Annotated in this window: 14 protein-coding genes; 8 read left to right on the plus strand and 6 right to left on the minus strand. The window is 58.6% G+C overall.

Translation table 11 applies throughout. From position 1 onward, the window contains the following. Positions 1 to 45 precede the first annotated feature (45 nt). A complete protein-coding gene (gene ftsZ / locus RIKMI_RS0108300) occupies positions 46 to 1,641 on the plus strand; it encodes a cell division protein FtsZ (protein ID WP_027291232.1) in 1,596 nt (531 codons plus the stop codon). Between the two features lie 492 nt (positions 1,642 to 2,133). Here the strand turns inward: ftsZ and RIKMI_RS0108310 are convergent, their stop codons facing one another. The 3 genes from RIKMI_RS0108310 to RIKMI_RS0108320 form a co-directional block, all read right to left on the minus strand. Further along, positions 2,134 to 3,555, minus strand: coding sequence for an amidophosphoribosyltransferase (locus RIKMI_RS0108310; protein ID WP_027291234.1), 1,422 nt, complete (start codon positions 3,553 to 3,555; stop codon positions 2,134 to 2,136). A 34-nt stretch (positions 3,556 to 3,589) separates the two neighbouring features. Then, positions 3,590 to 4,171: a GTP cyclohydrolase I FolE gene (gene folE, locus RIKMI_RS0108315; RefSeq protein ID WP_037291733.1), complete on the minus strand. Its 582-nt coding sequence runs from the start codon at positions 4,169 to 4,171 to the stop codon at positions 3,590 to 3,592. Positions 4,172 to 4,413: 242 nt separating this feature from the next. Further along, positions 4,414 to 5,010, minus strand: coding sequence for a nitroreductase family protein (locus RIKMI_RS0108320; RefSeq protein ID WP_027291236.1), 597 nt, complete (start codon positions 5,008 to 5,010; stop codon positions 4,414 to 4,416). Positions 5,011 to 5,275: 265 nt separating this feature from the next. Between RIKMI_RS0108320 and pckA the strand changes: the two genes are divergently transcribed. The 3 genes from pckA (at position 5,276) to RIKMI_RS0108335 (ending at position 8,891) form a co-directional block, all read left to right on the plus strand. Then, entirely contained in the window at positions 5,276 to 6,883 is a 1,608-nt protein-coding gene (pckA, locus tag RIKMI_RS0108325; protein ID WP_027291237.1) for a phosphoenolpyruvate carboxykinase (ATP), read from the plus strand. 342 nt (positions 6,884 to 7,225) lie between these two features. Further along, entirely contained in the window at positions 7,226 to 8,551 is a 1,326-nt protein-coding gene (locus tag RIKMI_RS0108330) for an alkaline phosphatase (protein WP_027291238.1), read from the plus strand. 91 nt (positions 8,552 to 8,642) lie between these two features. After that, complete coding sequence (locus tag RIKMI_RS0108335) at positions 8,643 to 8,891, plus strand: DNA-binding protein (RefSeq protein ID WP_027291239.1); 249 nt, start codon at positions 8,643 to 8,645, stop codon at positions 8,889 to 8,891. A gap of 116 nt (positions 8,892 to 9,007) precedes the next feature. Here RIKMI_RS0108335 and RIKMI_RS0108340 read toward each other — a convergent pair whose 3' ends face one another. Next, positions 9,008 to 10,363 (minus strand): MATE family efflux transporter, encoded by a 1,356-nt coding sequence (locus tag RIKMI_RS0108340; protein ID WP_027291240.1) that lies wholly within the window; start codon positions 10,361 to 10,363, stop codon positions 9,008 to 9,010. Positions 10,364 to 10,749: 386 nt separating this feature from the next. Here RIKMI_RS0108340 and RIKMI_RS14350 point away from each other — a divergent pair, with 386 nt between their 5' ends. The 4 genes from RIKMI_RS14350 (at position 10,750) to RIKMI_RS13515 (ending at position 17,357) form a co-directional block, all read left to right on the plus strand. Then, positions 10,750 to 11,202: a PepSY-like domain-containing protein gene (locus RIKMI_RS14350; RefSeq protein ID WP_169715509.1), complete on the plus strand. Its 453-nt coding sequence runs from the start codon at positions 10,750 to 10,752 to the stop codon at positions 11,200 to 11,202. 98 nt (positions 11,203 to 11,300) lie between these two features. Further along, the gene (gene nhaD, locus RIKMI_RS0108350; protein ID WP_027291241.1) at positions 11,301 to 12,761 is read left to right on the plus strand and encodes a sodium:proton antiporter NhaD; all 1,461 of its coding nucleotides are present in this window, start codon (positions 11,301 to 11,303) and stop codon (positions 12,759 to 12,761) included. A 517-nt stretch (positions 12,762 to 13,278) separates the two neighbouring features. After that, entirely contained in the window at positions 13,279 to 15,993 is a 2,715-nt protein-coding gene (locus tag RIKMI_RS0108355) for a glycoside hydrolase family 2 protein (RefSeq protein ID WP_027291242.1), read from the plus strand. 176 nt (positions 15,994 to 16,169) lie between these two features. Next, positions 16,170 to 17,357, plus strand: a complete 1,188-nt coding sequence (locus RIKMI_RS13515; protein WP_245584953.1) for an exo-beta-N-acetylmuramidase NamZ family protein — start codon at positions 16,170 to 16,172, stop codon at positions 17,355 to 17,357. A gap of 107 nt (positions 17,358 to 17,464) precedes the next feature. Here the strand turns inward: RIKMI_RS13515 and RIKMI_RS0108365 are convergent, their stop codons facing one another. After that, positions 17,465 to 18,112: an MgtC/SapB family protein gene (locus RIKMI_RS0108365; RefSeq protein WP_027291243.1), complete on the minus strand. Its 648-nt coding sequence runs from the start codon at positions 18,110 to 18,112 to the stop codon at positions 17,465 to 17,467. 284 nt (positions 18,113 to 18,396) lie between these two features. Then, positions 18,397 to 18,783 carry a TraR/DksA family transcriptional regulator gene (locus RIKMI_RS0108375; RefSeq protein WP_027291245.1) on the minus strand — a complete coding sequence of 129 codons (387 nt, stop codon included), beginning with the start codon at positions 18,781 to 18,783 and terminating at the stop codon, positions 18,397 to 18,399. Between the last annotated feature and the right edge of the window lie 311 nt (positions 18,784 to 19,094).

Raw genomic sequence — 19,094 nt, forward strand, 5'->3', positions numbered from 1 at the left:
ACGATTATTCAGAAAGATAACAGAGAAGCGTACAACATACAGACAATGGTTGAATTCGTAGATATAGCGCCCGTCAGTTCGTCCATCATCATGGTGGTGGGCGTCGGCGGCGGCGGGAGCAACGCCGTGAACCACATGTATAAACTGGGGATCACGGACGTTTCGTTCATGGTCTGCAACACCGACCGGCAGGCGCTGGAGCGCAGCCCGGTGCCGATCCGTATCCGGCTGGGCGAGAGCCTGACCGAAGGGTTGGGAGCCGGTAACAAACCGGAGCGGGGCCGCGCGGCGGCGGAAGAGAGCATCGAGGAGATCCGGGAAGTTTTCCAGGAGAAAAATATCAAGATGGTCTTCGTGACCGCCGGGATGGGCGGGGGCACCGGTACCGGCGCCGCGCCGGTAATCGCCAAGGCGGCCAAAGAGATGGGGATACTGACGGTGGCCATCGTCACCATTCCGTTCAAGACGGAGGGCCGCCGGCGCATCATGCAGGCGCTCGAAGGGATCGAGGAGATCCGGCATAACGTCGATTCGCTGCTGGTGGTCAATAACGAAAACATCCATGAGATATACGGGGAACTGACCCTGTCGGAGGCTTTCGGCAAAGCGGACGACATTCTGGCGACCGCAGCCAAAAGTATCGCGGACATCATTACGCAGGAGTATCGTATCAACGTCGATTTCGCCGACGTGCAGACCGTTATGAAAGACAGCGGCATCGCCCTGATGGGGTCCGCCCGCGGAAGCGGTGAAAACCGCGCCCTGGAGGTAGCCGAAGCCGCCATGAGTTCGCCGCTGCTGAACCATAAAGATATTTCGGGGGCCAAAAACGTGTTGCTCAATATCACTTCGGGCAGCCGGGAAGTCACCCTGACCGAGACCTATCAGATTACGCAGTTCGTGCAGGAACGCACGGGCAACGACAATGCGACCGACCTGATCTGGGGCGCGGGAACGGACGATTCGCTGGGCGACGATATCCGGATCACGGTGATCGCCACCGGGTTCGACATCGACAGCATTCCCGCCGTCCGCGACCGCTATGCCGAGATCGTAGGCCGCGACCCGAACCGGAAGAATACCGGGGCGGCGGGCGGTACGGAACCCGCTCAACCGAGGCGGGAGACCGTTTCGCTGATCGATACGGACGGCAGCTCCGCCAGGAAGAAACCGAAAACGGTTTCGGACGGGGCGGACGATTTCGCTGTCGTGACGCACCGGACGGAAGCGGCGGCTGATTACACGACCGATACGGAGAAGACATACGGCGAAGCTCTGCCGGCCGAACCGCAGCCCGTATATGCGGTTCCGGTTCCCGAGCCGGCCCGGCCCGTACAACCCGACCCCGTGCCGGCAACGGTTGCGGAACCTGCGCCTGAGGAAAACAGGCCGGCCGAACCGCAAACACAGCCGCAGATCCGGCCCGAGCCGGCAGCTGACCATGTGATACCGGCGGACGAATCGCCCGTGACGCCGGTAACGGCTCTGAGCGAGGACGAGTTGGAAAATATCCCGGCGTTTATCCGCCGTCGGATGAAGATAGAGGTCGGTATATTGCCGGCCGGCAGCAAGGTTTCGCGGGAGACGCTCCGGAACGATTCGGCGGGGACGCCGAAAGGCGGGGGGCATCTGTTTGATTAAGCGGCGGGTCGGATATGGGAAAGGCGGCCGGGGATTCGGATCCCCGGCCGCCTCTTTCGTACACGAATGCCTGCCCTGCTGCGGGAAACGGCGATTCTCCGGTATCCTTTCGGAACCGGCAGCACGTTCCTCGAACCGGTTTTGCGGCGTCCGGTATTCTCGCCGGGCTTGTCTCGGAGCAGGGGTATGGGGATGGAGCGAAAATTGCCCGGTATCCGGCAGGCCGGGGATTCGGGGGTAAGACGTAGGTAATGACTGATTCGGATAAAGTGATTTTATCGTCGCGTATGATCTTCGGTCGTTTTCGATCCGTACCCCATCCCTGTCTTAAGGGGGTAAATGCTGGAAATCAGGCGAAGAACGATTTGTCCGCCAAGTCCTGTTAGACAATTTCGCGTATGGATACCATATCTGGAACCGGCTCTAAAAAACGTCCCGGTTCGGCGGGGCCGACCGGGACGGAGATAGGAGAATGCGTCGTATGGCAACGGGTTATTCCATGTAGCTGCTGTTGTCCCAGCAGTGGGTGCACAATTCGCTTTTCGGTAGTCCGATGGCATCCACCACATCTTGCAGGCGCTGGAATTTCAACGAAGTGAGCTGTAATTGCTGGCCCATCACTTCGACCATTTTGCGGTGTTTTTCCGTCGTATCGTCGGCGTATTCCTGCAAGGTCTCGTCCGAGAGCTTGTCCGTTCCTTCGAGGTCGCGGATCACGCGCCGCGCATAGAGGTCGAACGTCGAACGCGAGGTCGAGAAGTTCAGAAAACGGCACGGGAAAATCAGCGGCGGACAGGCGATGCGCATGTGTACCTCTTCGACGCCCACCTCTTTCAGTTTGACGATATTGTCTTTGAGCTGCGTGCCGCGTACGATCGAGTCGTCCATGAAGACGATTTTCGAACCGCGGGTGAACGCCTCGTTCGGCAGCAGCTTCATTTTCGCCACCAGGTCGCGCATGGCCTGATTCTGCGGCATGAAGCTGCGCGGCCATGTGGGGGTATATTTCACGAACGGACGTTTGTACGGGATGCGTTTGGCGTTGCTGTACCCGATCGCGTGTCCGACTCCGGAGTCGGGAATGCCCGCCGCGAAATCGGCGTGTACCTCTTCGTCGCGTGCCGCCATCGCTGCTCCGCAGCGGTAACGCGCGTCCTCGACGTTGATCCCTTCGTAGCACGACGAGGGGTAGCCGTAATAGACCCAAAGGAACGAACATATCTGTTTCCGTTCGCCGGGCGCGAGAATGTCGGTGATCCCGTCGCGGGTAAGCTGCACGGCTTCGCCGGGGCCGAGGTCTTTCACGTATTCGTATCCTAAATTCAGGAACGACGAGCTTTCGGATGCGGCCACGTATCCGAAGTCGTTTTTCCCGATGATGACGGGCGTGCGTCCGAAACGGTCGCGGGCGGCGTAAATCCCGTGTTCGGTCAGGATCAGCATCGAGCACGACCCTTTGATGGTCCGTTGTACGTTTTCGATCCCTTCCTTGAAAGTGCGGCTTTGGCTGATGAGGATGGCTACCAGTTCGGTGGGGTTGATTTCCGAGCCGGATAGTTCGGCGAAGTGGACGTTCTCGCCGAGCAGGCGTTCGGTGATTTCGTCCATGTTTTCGATGCGGGCCACGGTTACGATCGAGAAGCGTCCCAGATGGCTGGTGACGGTTACCGGCTGCGATTCGAAGTCGCTGATGATCCCGATTCCGAGACAGGAACCCTCGAATTTCGGCAGGTCGTCTTCGAATTTGTTCCGGAAGTAGCCGTTTTCGAGGCTGTGGATCGAACGCACGAACCGCTCGCCGTTGAAAAAGGCCAGACCGGCGCGTTTGGTACCCAGGTGGGAATGGTAATCCGTACAGTAGAATACGTCGTTGACGCATTCGCGCCGGGAGGCGCAACCGAAAAATCCGCTCATAGGGCTGTGTTATGTGGTATGGTAAGTAGGTTTCTTATCGGAGTTTGTGTGAGATCAGGTTCATGAATTCCTCGCGGGTCTGTAGCTGGGTGAGGAAGGCGCCGGTGAAGGCGGAGGTGGTGGTGGCGGAGTTCTGTTTCTCCACGCCGCGCATCTGCATGCACATGTGGCTGGCTTCGATCACGACGGCAACGCCGAGCGGGTTCAGGGCCTGCTGTATGCAGTCGCGGATCTGTACGGTGAGCCGTTCCTGCACTTGCAGCCGGCGGGCAAAGCAGTCCACTACGCGGGGAATTTTCGACAGGCCGGTGATGAATCCGTTGGGAATATAGGCGACGTGGGCTTTCCCGTAAAAGGGCACCATGTGGTGCTCGCACAGCGAGTAGAGTTCGATGTCTTTGACTACGACCATCTGTTTGTATTCTTCCCTGAATCTGGCGGAAAGCAGTATCTGGATCGGGTCTTGCTCGTATCCCTGCGTCATGAAAGAGATGGCTTTGGCTACGCGCTCGGGGGTCTTGAGCAGCCCTTCGCGCCGGGGATCTTCGCCGAGCAATTCCAGAATGGCTTTATAATGCTGTGCCAACTGCGCGATCTTCTCTTCGTCGTATTCCATAATGTCGCTAAAACTTAACCGTTCGTTTATTTGTATCGTTCAGGTTTGAGAGAGTTATTCTCATTCTGAAGAACAAGAACGGTTATCTCAAAAGCCTAAAACGGTACGGTTAAAATAATGTTTCCGCGCCAGCGGACGGGCCGCAGCCTCCGGGCAGCGGAGGCCCGTAACTCGCATCCGCTCGTCGTTCCTCCGCAGGCCGCGGCCTTATCAAAAAACCTACAAATAAACGAACGGTTAAATTACCATTTATTGTGATGTATGCGTGAAGCGTCGAATTTGTCTTTGGGTTGTTCCGTTCCGTTGGCATAGCCGAACGGAACCACCGCCAGCGGCATGATCGTTGGCGGCAGCGCTAGTTCCTCCTGTACCGTTACGATACGGTCCGCATTCGGATAGACCCCCGTCCAGACCGCCGCCAGTCCCATCGCCTGCGCCGCCAGCAGGAAATTCTGCGTCGCCGCCGAGCAATCCAGATACCACGATTCCGAGAGGCCGCTGTCGCCGCACACCACCAGCGCCTGAGGCACACGGGCCAGCATCGAGGCGAACGGCAGTCTCGTGGAGAGCGTGTCGAGCGTCGAACGGTCGTTCACCACGATGAAATGCCACGGACGGCGGTCTTTCGACGAGGGCGCCGCCATCGCCGCACGTAGCAGGAGTTCCACCGTATCCTGCGGCACCGCCCGTTCCGTGTAATGCCTTACACTTCGCCGCAGGGCGATCGTCTCCAGCGTGGGATTCGTCTTTTTCTCCATGTCCGTATTCGTGGTTTTGCCGCATGCGGCCATGCCCGCAGCCATGGCCGCCAGTACGATCAGGTCGGTGATCCGCTTCATGATGGTGTATCCCTTTTCCCGTTGTTGCGGCAAAGTTAAGATTTCCCCGGACAAATTCATCCGCGACGGCAATATTTCGCCTCCGTAACGGGTTATAATAAGGCGTCGGAAAAAAGTTTTAAATTTTTTTGAAAATCCAATTGTGAAATGATTAACAATAAAAATTTATTACTACCTTTGTCCCGTGGAAGTGTGCCCGAAGCATCCCTCCCTCCGAAGCAAGGAAGCAGATAAAAGCAATATAAACCATTAAAAACCAACTGTTATGTCAATCGACCTGAGCAAGTACGGCATTAAAGACGTGAAGGAGATTCTCCACAACCCGTCTTACGAAGAACTCTACAAAGCTGAGACCTGCAGCTGCCTGACCGGTTACGAAAAAGGCGTGGACACCGAACTGGGCGCCGTGAACGTGATGACCGGCGTCTTCACCGGCCGCTCGCCCAAAGACAAATACATCGTCAAGGACGCCACCACCGAAAACACCGTATGGTGGACCTCGGATTTCGCCAAAAACGACAACAAACCGATCACCCCGGCCGTGTGGGACGAACTGAAAAAGATCGCCACCGCCGAACTGAGCGGCAAGAAACTCTACGTGATGGACACCTTCTGCGGCGCCAACCCGGATACCCGTCTGAAAGTGCGTTTCGTCATGGAAGTAGCCTGGCAGGCCCACTTCGTGAAAAACATGTTCATCCGTCCGACCGAAGAAGAGCTGAAAAACTACGGCGAACCCGACTTCGTAGTGCTCAACGCTTCGAAAACCACCAACCCCAACTGGAAAGAAATGGGGCTGAACTCCGAAAACTTCGTAGCTTTCAACCTGACCGAAAAGATGCAGCTCATCGGCGGTACCTGGTACGGCGGCGAAATGAAGAAAGGGATGTTCTCGATGATGAACTACCTGCTTCCGCTGCGCGGCATCGCTTCGATGCACTGCTCGGCCAACAAGGGCAAAGACGGCGACGTGGCCATTTTCTTCGGCCTGTCGGGTACCGGCAAAACCACCCTTTCGACCGACCCGAAACGCGAACTGATCGGCGACGACGAACACGGCTGGGACGATAACGGCGTCTTCAACTTCGAAGGCGGTTGCTACGCCAAGGTCATCAACCTTGATAAAGAGTCCGAACCGGATATCTACAAAGCCATCAAACGCGATGCCCTGCTCGAAAACGTGACCGTGGACGCCAACGGCAAGATCGACTTCAACGACAAGAGCGTGACCGAAAACACCCGCGTGTCGTACCCGATCTACCATATCGAAAACATCGTCAAACCGGTATCGAAAGCAGGTCCCGCCCAGAAGGTGATCTTCCTGACCGCCGACGCGTTCGGCGTGATGCCGCCGGTTTCGATCCTGACCCCGGAACAGACCAAATACTACTTCCTGTCGGGCTTCACCGCCAAACTGGCCGGTACCGAACGAGGCATCACCGAGCCGACTCCGACCTTCTCGGCCTGCTTCGGCGCAGCGTTCCTGACCCTGCATCCGACCAAATACGCCGAAGAGTTGGTTAAACGCATGAAAGCGTCGGGCGCTACCGCTTATATGGTGAACACCGGCTGGAACGGTACCGGCAAACGTATCTCGATCAAAGATACGCGCGGTATCATCGACGCCATCCTCGACGGTTCGATCGACAAGGCCGAAACCAAGATGATTCCGATCTTCAACTTCAAGGTTCCGACCGCTCTGCCGGGCGTGGATCCGAAGATCCTCGATCCGCGCGATACCTACGCCGATGCGGCGGAATGGACCAAGAAAGCGGAAGACCTGGCCGGCCGTTTCGTGAAAAACTTCGAAAAATACACCGACAACGCGGAAGGCAAGGCACTGGTCGCAGCAGGGCCGCAGCCGACCAAGTAATTTTCTTCGATAGAGCAACCCTGCCGGGGACGTTTCCGTTATTCGGAAACGTCCCCGGCTTTTGTTAAGGAGAGGACTCGCCGACCGGGAGAAAGGAAACTGTCAGGCGGCGTTTCCGTCGATTCGGAGTAGCGGGATCGCGGTACGGAATACGTGGTTTTCCGAAGGTAAGTTATGCGTGACTTTATGCGACTCGGGGTACTTATCTAAAGGACTATGCTTTGCGATCGGTCGTCTTCGGATAAATCCGCATGATGCCTGCTTTTCCGAATTCGGTTCCGGAGGTTTAACGACAAATTAACACGAGATGACTACCTTTGGGCGAGATAAAACGTCGATCTTATGAAAAAAACACTGTTTTTGCTGTTGTTTCTCGCGGGTCTCGTTTGCCGGGCCGGCGAACGTCCCAAGTACATCTTCTATTTCATCGGCGACGGCATGGGTCATAACGCCCTGTCGCTGACGGAAGCCTGCCTGGCTTCGGAACAAGGCGATGACGTCGGGTTCGGCGCCCTCCATTTCACCCGGTTCCCTGTTGTCGGATTCGCTACCACCTGGTGCGCCAACCGCCGGATGACCGACTCCGCCGCTGCCGGGACGGCCCTCGCTTCCGGCCAGAAGACCTCCGTGGGGACGATCGGCATGAATGCCGAACGGACCGAACCGGTGCAGAGCGTCGCCGTGGCCGCCAAAGAACAGGGCATGCGTACCGGCGTAGCGACCTCCGTAAGCATCGACCACGCTACTCCGGCCAGTTTCTACGCTCACCAACCGACCCGTAATATGTATTACGAGATCGCCATGGACGCCCCGCAGACCGGACTCGACCTTTATGCGGGTTCAGGCTTTCTGAAACCCGAACCGAAACGGCATGTATCGCTTTACGACGCGTTGGACAAAGCCGGCTACCGGATCACCCGCGGCGACAACGAAATCGCCGGGCGGCGGGCCGTGCTGATGCAGGAAGAGGGAGCCGATCCCGCCAATCTGCCGCTGGCCATCGACCGTCGGCCGGGTGACCTGACCCTGCCGGCCGTAACCCGCCGTTCGATCGACTTTCTGATGAAAGACGGCGGCGCCCGGAAAGGGTTTTTCCTGATGGTCGAAGGCGGACAGATCGACTGGGCCGCCCACAGCAACGACGCAGCAGCATTGGTACAGGAAGTCAGGGATTTCGATTCGGCCATTTGCGTGGCGCTCGGTTTCTGGCGCGAGCATCCGGACGAGACGCTGATCGTCGTTACTGCCGACCATGAGACGGGAGGCCTGGCGCTGGGGCGCGACAACCTGGGGTACGATACCTATTTCGGACTGCTCGCAGCGCAGAAATGTTCGAAAGGGGTGTTGAAAGCGGCCATCGAAGCGGCTCCGGACTGGGAAACCGTAAAAAAACTGCTCGGTGAAAAAATGGGGTTCGGCACGTTGATCGCCGTAACGCCGGAAGAGTGGACGGAACTTGAAGAAACCCATGTGAAAAATGCCGGAAAAACGGCAGACCTGGCGGTCGATATTCTGGCCCGCCACGCCGGTACGGGATGGACGACGGGAAGCCATACGGCGACCTACGTGCCTGTATTCGCGATCGGCGCTTCTTCCGAAATATTCGGCGGGCGGCTGGATAATACGCAGATAGCCGACGGATTGAGGAAATTGATCGGGGCGGAGTGAAAAAATCCGTTTCGCTGCCGATTTCTGCCGGCCGGATTTTGAAATGAGGTGAAAAATGCGTTACTTTATAGAGAATTTAAAACTAACGCCTATGAATACCATCACTTTCAACGAGCTGCGGCGGATCAAAGACAGTCTGCCGAGCGGCAGCATGCAGCGTATTGCGGACGAACTGGGCTTGGATGTGGACACGGTACGCAATTATTTCGGCGGAACGCATTACAAAGCGGGTGAAGGAAAACCATTGGGCCTGCATATCGAGCAGGGACCGGACGGCGGCATCGTGACGCTGGACGACCGGACTATTCTGGATAAGGCGCTGTCCCTTTTGAATCAATAGATCCGATCCTTATTCCGAAACCGGGATGCGGGGCCTCTCCCGACCGGACCGCAGGGATAAGAAAACGGGCGACCGGAAACCGTCGTAAGGGGCAGGGATTCCGGTCGCTCCTGTTTTCAACGGACTGCTTTCCGGCGTCCGGAACCGTAAAAGAGGACGATCGCGGCCGTGGTCAGGATTTCCGAAGCCGGCATCGCCAGCCAGATACCCTTGTTTCCCAGCAGGACAGGCAGGAAGACGAAACACGGGACGAGAAAGATAAAACCGCGCAACAGGGCGAATGCCGTTGCCGGTCTGACCCGTTCGACACTCTGAAAATAACCGATGCAGGTCAGATTGACGATAAAGCAGACGAACCCGGCGGCGAACCAGGGGAATCCCTCGATGGCGATCTGCGCCGCCGCTCCGTCGGGCGAGAGGAACAGCCCGACCAGCAGGTCGGGACGCCAGACGAAAGCCGTCGTAACGGCCGCACCGCAGAGCACGGCTGTCAGCAGTGCGATCCGGAAGACCGCGGATACCCGTTCCCGGTTGCCTGCTCCGAAATTGTAACTGACGATGGGCTGCGCCGACTGGGCGATCGCATTGCCCACCATGAATACGAAAGGAGCGTAATAGCAGGCCACGCTGAAAGCCCCGACCCCGTTTTCGCCCATATAGCGTATGAAAGCCCGATTGCCCATGAACATCAGCATCGCGAGGGTAGCTTCGCCCAGCAGGGCGGACGATCCGATCCGGCACTGGTAACCGATATTGCGCAGCGACAGACGAAGGCTTTTGGCGCTGCGCTTCAGGGGGCAGAGCCGCAGGCTCCGGGCTCCGGCCGCCAGGTACCAGAGGGCGATCAGGCCGCCGGTGGCGACGCTGATCGCCGTGGCGAAAGCGGCGCCCATCACGCCCCAGCCCAGCGGGAAGATGAACAGCCAGTCGAGCACGATGTTGAGCAGAGCCGCGATCACGCTGCACCACATCGCCAGCCGGGGAGCGCCGTCGAGCCGGATGATGAACAGCCCGACGGCGCTCCACATCTGGAACGTCAGCGCCGGGGTGAACCACAGCAGGTAATCGGTAACCAGCGGAAGCAGGTACTCCGACGAACCGAGCAGGCGGGCGACCGGCCGGGGAAATGCACAGATCAGCGCCGAAGCGACGCCCGTGACGAGGGTCACGAACAGCAGCGCCTGGGTGACGTTGAGCCGCGCCGTTTTCAGTTTGCCGCGCGACAGGTGCACGGAGGCGACTACCGAACAACCGACGCCGGTCATCAGTCCGAGTCCCTGGAAGACCATCAGCAGCGGGACATAGATATTGACGGCGGCCAATCCGTCGCTGCCCACGCCGTGGCCGACGAAAATGCCGTCCACGGCGGTGACGGCCGATATGCTGAGCATGCCCAGCAGCGTCGGCACGAAATATTTCCGGAACAGGGAGGGCACCTTCAGTGTGCCCAGATCGAGCGCATCTTTTTCCATAGTTGTTTGTTGTTGGTTAGAAAATCCCAGGTCAGCCGACGGACCGTAGCCTGTGCCGCTCACCCCGGAACGGTGCCGCACGCACACAAAAAAGGCCGGACAGTCCGATTGGTTTTACCCAGTCATCTTATCCGGCATCCGTATGCTGCCCTCCGATGAGGATTACAAAACGTCGTTTCCTTGTTATTTCGCACGGCAAAGCTATCCATTATCTTCCGGAAATCAAAATCCGCTTTCCCGTCGAACAGGAAAAACGGCCGATGCCGTTGTCCGGGCGGACCGCGGGAAAACGAGCTTGTCCGGAATGGCGGAACCGATTGCACGATATTTGCATCGGGTGCCGTTCGTCCCGCGTATTGCGGCGACATATCGAAACACCTATGGATATGAAAAAATTATTGCTCAGCCTGCTTATCGGTTCTGCGCTGTATGTTACGGCCTGCGCCGACGGCAAACCGACCGTCGCCCGGACGACCGATCTGCCGGTACTGGCCCGGAATTTTCTGAAAAAACACTTTTCGACGCTCGCAGTCAATCAGGTAACGGTCGAAAGCCGCTTTATCGGCAAGAAGTACGAAGTGACGCTCGCCGGGGGCGGCGAAATCGAATTCGACAAGAACGGAAACTGGACCAAAATCGACTGCCGGCGCAACGCCATGCCCGAATCGGCGATTCCCGGGAAAATACTCCAATACGTGAAACTGCATTATCCCGATTATTTTGTCTCCGTCATCGAAAAAGAGGACGGCGGCTACGAGGTGGAGATGCGGGATATAAGCTCCGGACACGATATCGACCTGGTATTCAACGGCCGGCAGGAATTCGTGCGGATCGACTGACACGCCCGGCCGGTCGTTCAGGCGGTTGCGAGGGGCCGTAAGGTAGCGCAGCCGCTTTTTTTTGTTATTTTTGTACGGATACCAAGCCTTCCGTCTTCATGCTGACCATTCTTATCGTCCTGTTTCTGATCGGCTACCTGTGCATAGCGTTGGAACACCCCCTGAAAATCAACAAGGCCGCTTCGGCGTTGATTACCGCGGCGGCGGCGTGGATCGTCTATATGCTGATCGCTCCGGAGACCGTGCCCGGCACGAGCGGCTTCGGTTTTTTTCTGGAGGAAAATCCGTCGGTGGCCGGCCTGCCGCTGCATCAGCAGGCGATACATTATGTGCAGCAGGTGCAGATCATCGAGAGCCTGGGCGAGATCGCCGAGATTCTGTTCTTCCTGATCGGCGCCATGACCATCGTGGAGCTGATCGACGTGCACGGAGGTTTCAATATCATCACGAACCGGATCACCACGCGCCGCAAACGGAGGCTGCTGTGGATCATCGGAATCATCACGTTTTTCATGTCGGCCACGTTGGACAACCTGACCACGGCTATCGTGATGGTCGCCCTGCTGCGCAAACTCATCGACAATTACAAGGAACGGTGGTTGTTTGCCGGGGTCATTATCATCGCCGCCAACAGCGGGGGCGCCTGGTCGCCGATCGGCGACGTGACTACGATCATGCTCTGGGTACGGGGAAATGTGACTACGGGCGGCCTGATCCCGAACCTGTTCCTGCCCTGTCTGGTGTCGTTCGTGGTTCCCGTGCTGATCGCCCGGCGGTGGCTGCGCGGAGATGTCACGCCGGCCGCTCCGCACAAACTGGCTGCCGTTCAGGTGCGCGACGGCGAGGTGAGCTACTTCACGAACGTGGAAGGGAAGACGGCCATTTCGGAACGCGAACGGCTTTCCATCCTGTTGCTGGGAGTGGGCTGCCTGCTCTTCGTTCCGGTATTCAAGATGCTCACCCATCTGCCTCCGTTCATGGGCATATTGGGGGCGTTGGGGGTGATGTGGGTCTATACGGAGTTGATGTACAAACGCAAGCCGAACCTGCCAGAGGCGGCCAAACGGCGCATCCCGGACGTCCTGCGCCGGATCGACACCCCGACGATACTCTTTTTTCTGGGAATCCTGCTGGCCGTATCGGCCTTGCAGCGGTCGGGGGTGCTTACAGACCTGTCGATATGGCTGGACGACAAGGTGCACGATATCTATTTCATCAACATCATGATCGGTTTCCTGTCGTCGGTGATCGATAACGTGCCTTTGGTGGCCGGGGCCATGGCGACCTATCCGGTCGCCGATCCCGCTGCGGTGGTCGCTGCCGCCGATCCCGCCTATGCCCGGTATTTCGTGCAGGACGGCGTTTTCTGGCAATTCCTGGCCTATTGCGCCGGCGTGGGCGGTTCGATGCTGATTATCGGGTCGGCCGCCGGCGTGGTGGTTATGGGGCTGGAACGGATGAATTTTATCTGGTACCTGAAAAATATATCGCTGATCGCCATGGCAGGGTATCTGTCCGGGGCGGCCTTTTATGTCTTCCAGACGCTTTGGCAGGGTTGAGGCATAATAAAAGGTTTTGGTAACTATATGCGACTTTACCCAAAATCAGGTAATGATCTTCCCAACCGGCCCTGCGGTGCCGCTCGGCACAGGGGATCGGGGTTTTTTCTGCTTAAGGGGGCGGGTGTGGGCCGAAATATGCTGAGAATCAAGCATACATATAAATTAGGGTAAAATCGTATATAGTTACCAAGGTTTTACACTGCGTGATTCTTTCGGATTGCGCCTGACCCGTCGGGGCTTGCCGGGGTCTGCCATATTCGATTCAGGCGGCGCCGCTGAGCCGATAACGGAAAATTACCGCCGAACAAGTCCGATATACCAAAGTATATAATCGAAGAACCGAAGGCGATTATATACAACTTTACACAAGATTCCCGATACCCCCGTTTCGGCTCTGCGCCGGACGGCACGAGGCGGTGCAAACCCTGGCAAAAGACCCGGAGGGTCCGGCGCGAGCCGAAAAATTACCGTAGTGTAAAATAGTATATACTTACCAAACTGAAAATAGGAGCCTATGAAATCGAAGCACCGCGTTCTGATCGCTATCGGAGCTATTATTCTCGTACTGCTGCTCGTCTTCTGGAGCGTGATCGCCGAAGCGCAGCAGGTGCGGCCCGTGCTCGACGGGGATACGCCCGTCGAAGATGCCGGAAACCGGACAGTCCGTTACTCCACCGCCGGGTTCTATCCGGTGCAGGGCAGCGGACGTTCCGTGATGAATATGGATCCTGCCTGGAGGTTCGCCCGGGGGCACCACGACGGGGCGTGGCGTGAAGATTATCGGGGCGATTCCGCGTGGCAGACGGTGAACGTGCCGCACGGGTTGGAGTTGCTGCCCGTGGAGGCCAGCGGCGGGGTCAATTACCGGGGAGAGGCGTGGTACCGGAAATATTTCCAGACTCCGGCAGGGGTGAAAGGGAAAAGGCTGGTGCTCTGGTTCGAAGGAATCATGGGCAAGGCGAAAGTGTGGGTGAACGGTCGGCAGGTGGCCGAGCATTTCGGCGGTTTCCTTCCCGTCGTTGCGGATATCGGCGACGCGATCCGTCCCGACGAGGGGGCGATCAACGTGGTGGCGGTGATGGCGGACAACGGCGACGACCCGACCTACCCGCCGGGCAAACCGCAGGCGCAACTGGACTACTGCTATTTCGGGGGTATTTATCGCGACGTGTGGCTGGTGGCAACGAACAAGGTCTATATCACCGACCCGAACCAGACCGACCGTGTGGCAGGCGGCGGCCTGTTCTTCGCCACGACCCGGCTGGCTGAAAACCGGTCGGAAGCGGAGGTGGCGCTGCGCCTGAACCTGGCCAACGATACCCGGCGGGGAGCGTCGGGGCGGGTCGAATATACGCTGGTCGGGCCGGACGGCAAGATCGCCGCTTCCAAAACGCAGTCTTATTCCGTAGCAGCCGGCGGCGACCGGACGCTGGACACGAAGATGACAGTCCGGAATCCCGCCCTTTGGTCGCCGGAGCATCCGAACCTGTACCGGTTGAATGTTCGGGTGACCGACCGTCGGGGCGTGGCGGTGGACGGCTTCATGCAGCGGGTGGGGATCCGGACGGTCGCGTTCGATCCGGCGCAGGGTTTTGTGCTCAACGGTAAACCTTATCCGCGGAAGTTGATCGGCGGCAACCGCCATCAGGACTATGCGGTGGTCGGGAACGCTTTGTCGAATAACCTGCATTGGCGCGACGCGGCGAAGCTCAAGGCGGCCGGGATGGAGATCGTCCGCAATGCCCACTATCCGCAGGACCCGGCCTTTATGGACGCCTGCGATGAGCTGGGGTTGCTGGTGATCGTGAATACGCCCGGCTGGCAGTTCTGGAACGAAGAACCGGTATTCGCGGAGCGGGTATACGGCGATGTGCGGAATATGGTGCGGCGCGACCGTAACCGGCCGAGCGTCGTCATGTGGGAACCGATCCTGAACGAGACGTGGTATCCGGAGGAGTTCGCCGGCAAGGTGCATGACATCGTGAAAGAGGAATATCCGTTTCCCGGTTGCTACACGGCCAGCGACAGCGAGGCGAAAGGACACGAACATTTCGAGATACAGTTCGCCCATCCGGCGTTGGGCGAAAAAGAGTCCGCGGCGGCGCATATCGACCCGGAAAAGGTCTATTTTACGCGCGAATGGGGCGACAATGTGGACGATTGGAGTTCGCACAATTCGACGAGCCGCGTGGCTCGGGGCTGGGGCGAAGTGCCGCAGCTGGTGCAGGCGAACCACTATGCGAAGAATGACTACTCTTCGACCTCTTACGACGCGCTTTACCGTGCGCCGGTCTATCATTTCGGCGGTACGCTCTGGCATCCGTTCGACCACCAGCGCGGTTATCATCCCGACCCGTTCTACGGGGGGCTGATGGATGCTTTCCGCCGTCCGAAATACTCGTATGAAATGTTCCGGGCGCAAAACCGACGGGCGGAACCGATGGTGTTCATAGCCCATGAGATGACGCCGTTTTCGCCCGAAGACGTGACGGTGTTCAGCAACTGCGATACGGTGGTGTTGCACACCTTCGTGGGGCCGGATACCGTGTGGACTTATGTGCGGGGGCGGGACTGCGATACGACGGGGATGCCCTCGCCGGCGATCGTCTTCCCGCGGGCGTGGAACTTTATGAAAGATAAGGCTCTGTCGCGCAGCGGCAGGCAGGGCGATGCTTATATCCTGGTCGAGGGGATTAGGAACGGACAGGTTGCGGCCTCGCAGAAAAAGAGTATGTCGCGTCGCCCGATGAAACTGGAATTGATCGTCGATCGGGAGGGGGTCAATGCGGTGGCCGACGGTTCGGACTTAGTAACGGTGGTGGCGCAGATTACCGACGGGAACGGCATGGTCAAACGGCTGAACAACCGGAGCGTGCGCTTCGCGATCGAAGGCGAGGGGCGCCTGCTGGTTCCGGAATCGCAGGCGGCGGGCGTACCGCTGATCTGGGGCGAGGCTCCGGTGCTGGTGCAGACGACCACGACTCCGGGAACGGTCAAAGTCAGGGCCGAAATCGCCGGGGTGCAGGGCGATTGGACGCCCCATGCGGCGGAGATTGAGTTCCGCACGGTGGCTCCGTTGCAGGATTTGATCTATATGGAATCGGAAGCGGAGCGTATGGAGGTTCCGGTCGCGGCGGCGGGGAACGCGACGACGGTCGGCCGGCGGCAGTCGGAAGATATGCTCCGGCAGGTGGAAGCGCAGCAGGAGGCGTTCGGAGAACAACGATGAGCCGCTGGATAACCCGACAGCCCGAAGCCGGCGGTGTCGCCGGGCGTACCGGCCGGGTTGTAATTATCCGGAATTGCCGCCCTGCGCCGGGAGTGGTTCGGGGCGAGCCGCTGGCGCGGATCGTTGCCTGTTGCCTTCTGTTTGTACTCTTTATCGGCGGAGTCGCTGCCGGGCCTGTGAAAACGGGGATCGAAGTGCTGCGGGATTCGGGTTTCGAGATTTTACAGGGTAAGCGGGTCGGACTGGTCACGAATCCGACGGGGGTGGACTCCCGGTTGGTGCCGACGGTCGATATACTGGACAGCGCGGCCCGGACGGGAACGTTCTCTCTGGCGGCCCTTTACGGGCCGGAACACGGGATACGGGGCAATGTCGCGGCAGGCGAAAAGGTCGCTTCGGGGAGGGAGCCGTCCACGGGCGTGCCGGTTTTCAGCCTGTACGGGGCGACCCGGAAACCGACCCCGCAGATGCTGGCGGGAATCGACGTGCTGGTGTTCGATATACAGGACATCGGTACGCGGAGTTATACCTATCTGTCGACGATGGGGCGGGTGATGGAGGCTGCGGCGGAGAACGGAATTCCGGTGGTCGTCCTCGACCGGCCGAACCCGTTGGGCGGCGAGCGTGTCGAGGGGTGCGAAATTGTCGAGCCTGGCTTCGTCTCTTTTGTCAGCGCCTATCCGGTGCCGTATGTGCACGGCATGACAGTGGGCGAGCTGGCGCGGATGCTCAACGGGGAAAAGATGCTCCGTGGCGGCGTGCGGTGCGATCTGACGGTCGTTCCGATGCGGGGCTGGCGGCGGGAGATGGCGTGGGGCGAGTGCGGTTTGCCGTGGGTACCCACTTCCCCGCATATCCCGACGCCGGAAAGCGCGTTTTATTACCCGGCCACGGGAACGGCGGGCGAGTTGGGAACGCTGAATATCGGGGTGGGTTATACATTGCCGTTCCGAACGATAGCGGCGCCGTGGATATCGGATGCCGATGCGCTGGCGCGGCGGTTGAACGCGTTGCCGGAATTGGCCGGTTTCCGGTTTCGGCCGATCCATTACAGTCCGTTTTACGGGTCGGGCAAGGGGATCGAACAGCACGGGGTGCAGATCTATCTGACCGACCGGGCGACGGCCTCGCGGCTGACGTTGGTGCCGTTCTATGCGATGCAGGAGTTGGCGGCTCTGTATCCGGACCGTAGGCCGCTGGCGGCGGCGGAGTCGCGGCTGGCGATGTTCGACAAAGTGTTGGGAACCGACCGGATGAGAAAGATGTTCGTCGGAGCGGGCTGCCGGGTAACGCCGCAAATGGCGGCTCTCTGGCGACCGTCGGAAACGTTTCTCGCGACGAGGCAGAAGTATCTGTTATATTGAGACGTTAGCGGCGGGCTTGGGCGACGAAACGGCGTCTCTGTAAAGGGGGCGATGTCGCAGGATATGCGAGTCGTGCGAAAGGCGGCTCCCGTCGAAGAAACCGGGGGCTATTCCATCTTTTCGATCGTCAGTCCGGGGAGCGATTGCATGAATTGGAAAAGGTGGGTGTCGTCGGCATAGTTCCGTGTCTTGACCACCATCGTCACCCGGAACAGGTTGCCGTCTCCGACCGTTTCGTGCGAGGCTTCGTAACTGACCAAGTTGTAACCTTTTTCGTGTATCTGAGCCAGCACGCGGGTCAGGTTTTCGTCGTCGGTGGTGGAGAATACCAGCAGGGAGGTGTGCAGTCCGACGCTCTTGAAAACGAGCGTGGAGAGTTCCAGCCCGGCCAGCGTCAGCAACATGGCCGCGATACCGATCCAGTACATGCCTCCGCCGACGGCCAGTCCGATCCCGGCGGTGGCCCACAGGCCGGAGGCCGTGGTCAGCCCGCGCACGAACTGTTTATGGATCATGATGGAACCGGCTCCGATGAAACCGATGCCGGTAACCACTTGCGCCGCAACCCGTCCGGGGTCGCCTTTGGCCCCTTCGCCGAAACCGTACATGGAGACGATCATGAACAAGGCGCTGCCCAGAGCCACCAGAAAGTGGGTCCTGAGGCCTGCTTCTTTGGCTCTGTATTCGCGGTCGAAGCCGATAATGCCGCCCAGCAGGGCCGCTACGGTCAGCCGGAGTATCAGTGTTCCTTCCATCGGTTCGCGTTTTGTCCGGCCGGAAACGGGCCGGATCTATATTTCGATCGGCCGCCGGTTTCGACCGGAGTGTTGTCGGTTCGACTGGCGTTGGGGTTTTGATATTCGCGTGTTTCGGCGGTTTTCGCCCCGCGCTGAGCTTTCGGGTTTTGCCCGTGTCCGGAGAAATGGAAGATCATCCTTTGGGTATAAATCCTCCGTAACGAAATATCCCGAACACGAAAGGGGATACGTCCGTGCGTATCCCCTTCGCGTCAGGACGAATCCCCACGGCCGGAACGGGGCTATTTCACGCCGCTCTCTTTCGCTTCGATGCTCAGCGTGGCGTGGGGCACTACGCGCAGCCGCTCTTTCGGAATCAGTTTGCCCGTTTCGCGGCAGATGCCGTACGTTTTGTTTTCGATCCGCACCAGCGCGGCTTCGAGGTTCTGGATAAACTTGTACTGCCGGGCGGCGAGCCGTCCGGATTCCTCTTTGGACAAGGTGGCTGCCCCTTCTTCCAGTATCTTGAACGTGGGCGAGGTGTCGTCCGTCCCGTTGCTCGAAGTATGGGTGATGGTGGCTCTCAGCAGTTCGTAGTCCGCTTTGGCCTTTTCGAGTTTCTCCAGTATGATCTCCTTGAATTCAGCCAGCTCCGCGTCCGAATATCTCGTTTTTTCAGTCTCGGCCATAATGCTCTCTCCCTTTCTGCTATTTTAATCGGTTAATGTTTTTTGGGTAATCATATACGATTTAACCCCGTGCCTTGCTCCCTCCCCTGTCCGCGGATTTCCGTTCTTCCGGCCTGCGCCCGCTTTCCGGACGGAGAAGTTTTCCGACCGCAGCGGTCCCGCCGGGGTGTGAGGGCGCTTTATTCGGGCGATTCTGCCGGGCCGTTGGAGGAAATTCCTGTCCGGCTCCGGGTAAAGTCCTATATGCTTACCGTTTCTTATTCGTAAAGATAGGTATTAAAAACAAATTATCCTATAACTGCGGGCGTCCG

The organism is Rikenella microfusus DSM 15922, from assembly GCF_000427365.1.
Lineage (GTDB): Bacteria > Bacteroidota > Bacteroidia > Bacteroidales > Rikenellaceae > Rikenella > Rikenella microfusus.

Coding starts and splice junctions, on each gene's coding strand:
- ftsZ (WP_027291232.1), top strand. CDS start 46: ATGGTTGAATTCGTAGATATAGCGCCCGTCAGTTCGTCCATCATCATG.
- RIKMI_RS0108310 (WP_027291234.1), bottom strand. CDS start 3,555: ATGAGCGGATTTTTCGGTTGCGCCTCCCGGCGCGAATGCGTCAACGAC.
- folE (WP_037291733.1), bottom strand. CDS start 4,171: ATGGAATACGACGAAGAGAAGATCGCGCAGTTGGCACAGCATTATAAA.
- RIKMI_RS0108320 (WP_027291236.1), bottom strand. CDS start 5,010: ATGAAGCGGATCACCGACCTGATCGTACTGGCGGCCATGGCTGCGGGC.
- pckA (WP_027291237.1), top strand. CDS start 5,276: ATGTCAATCGACCTGAGCAAGTACGGCATTAAAGACGTGAAGGAGATT.
- RIKMI_RS0108330 (WP_027291238.1), top strand. CDS start 7,226: ATGAAAAAAACACTGTTTTTGCTGTTGTTTCTCGCGGGTCTCGTTTGC.
- RIKMI_RS0108335 (WP_027291239.1), top strand. CDS start 8,643: ATGAATACCATCACTTTCAACGAGCTGCGGCGGATCAAAGACAGTCTG.
- RIKMI_RS0108340 (WP_027291240.1), bottom strand. CDS start 10,363: ATGGAAAAAGATGCGCTCGATCTGGGCACACTGAAGGTGCCCTCCCTG.
- RIKMI_RS14350 (WP_169715509.1), top strand. CDS start 10,750: ATGAAAAAATTATTGCTCAGCCTGCTTATCGGTTCTGCGCTGTATGTT.
- nhaD (WP_027291241.1), top strand. CDS start 11,301: ATGCTGACCATTCTTATCGTCCTGTTTCTGATCGGCTACCTGTGCATA.
- RIKMI_RS0108355 (WP_027291242.1), top strand. CDS start 13,279: ATGAAATCGAAGCACCGCGTTCTGATCGCTATCGGAGCTATTATTCTC.
- RIKMI_RS0108365 (WP_027291243.1), bottom strand. CDS start 18,112: ATGGAAGGAACACTGATACTCCGGCTGACCGTAGCGGCCCTGCTGGGC.
- RIKMI_RS0108375 (WP_027291245.1), bottom strand. CDS start 18,783: ATGGCCGAGACTGAAAAAACGAGATATTCGGACGCGGAGCTGGCTGAA.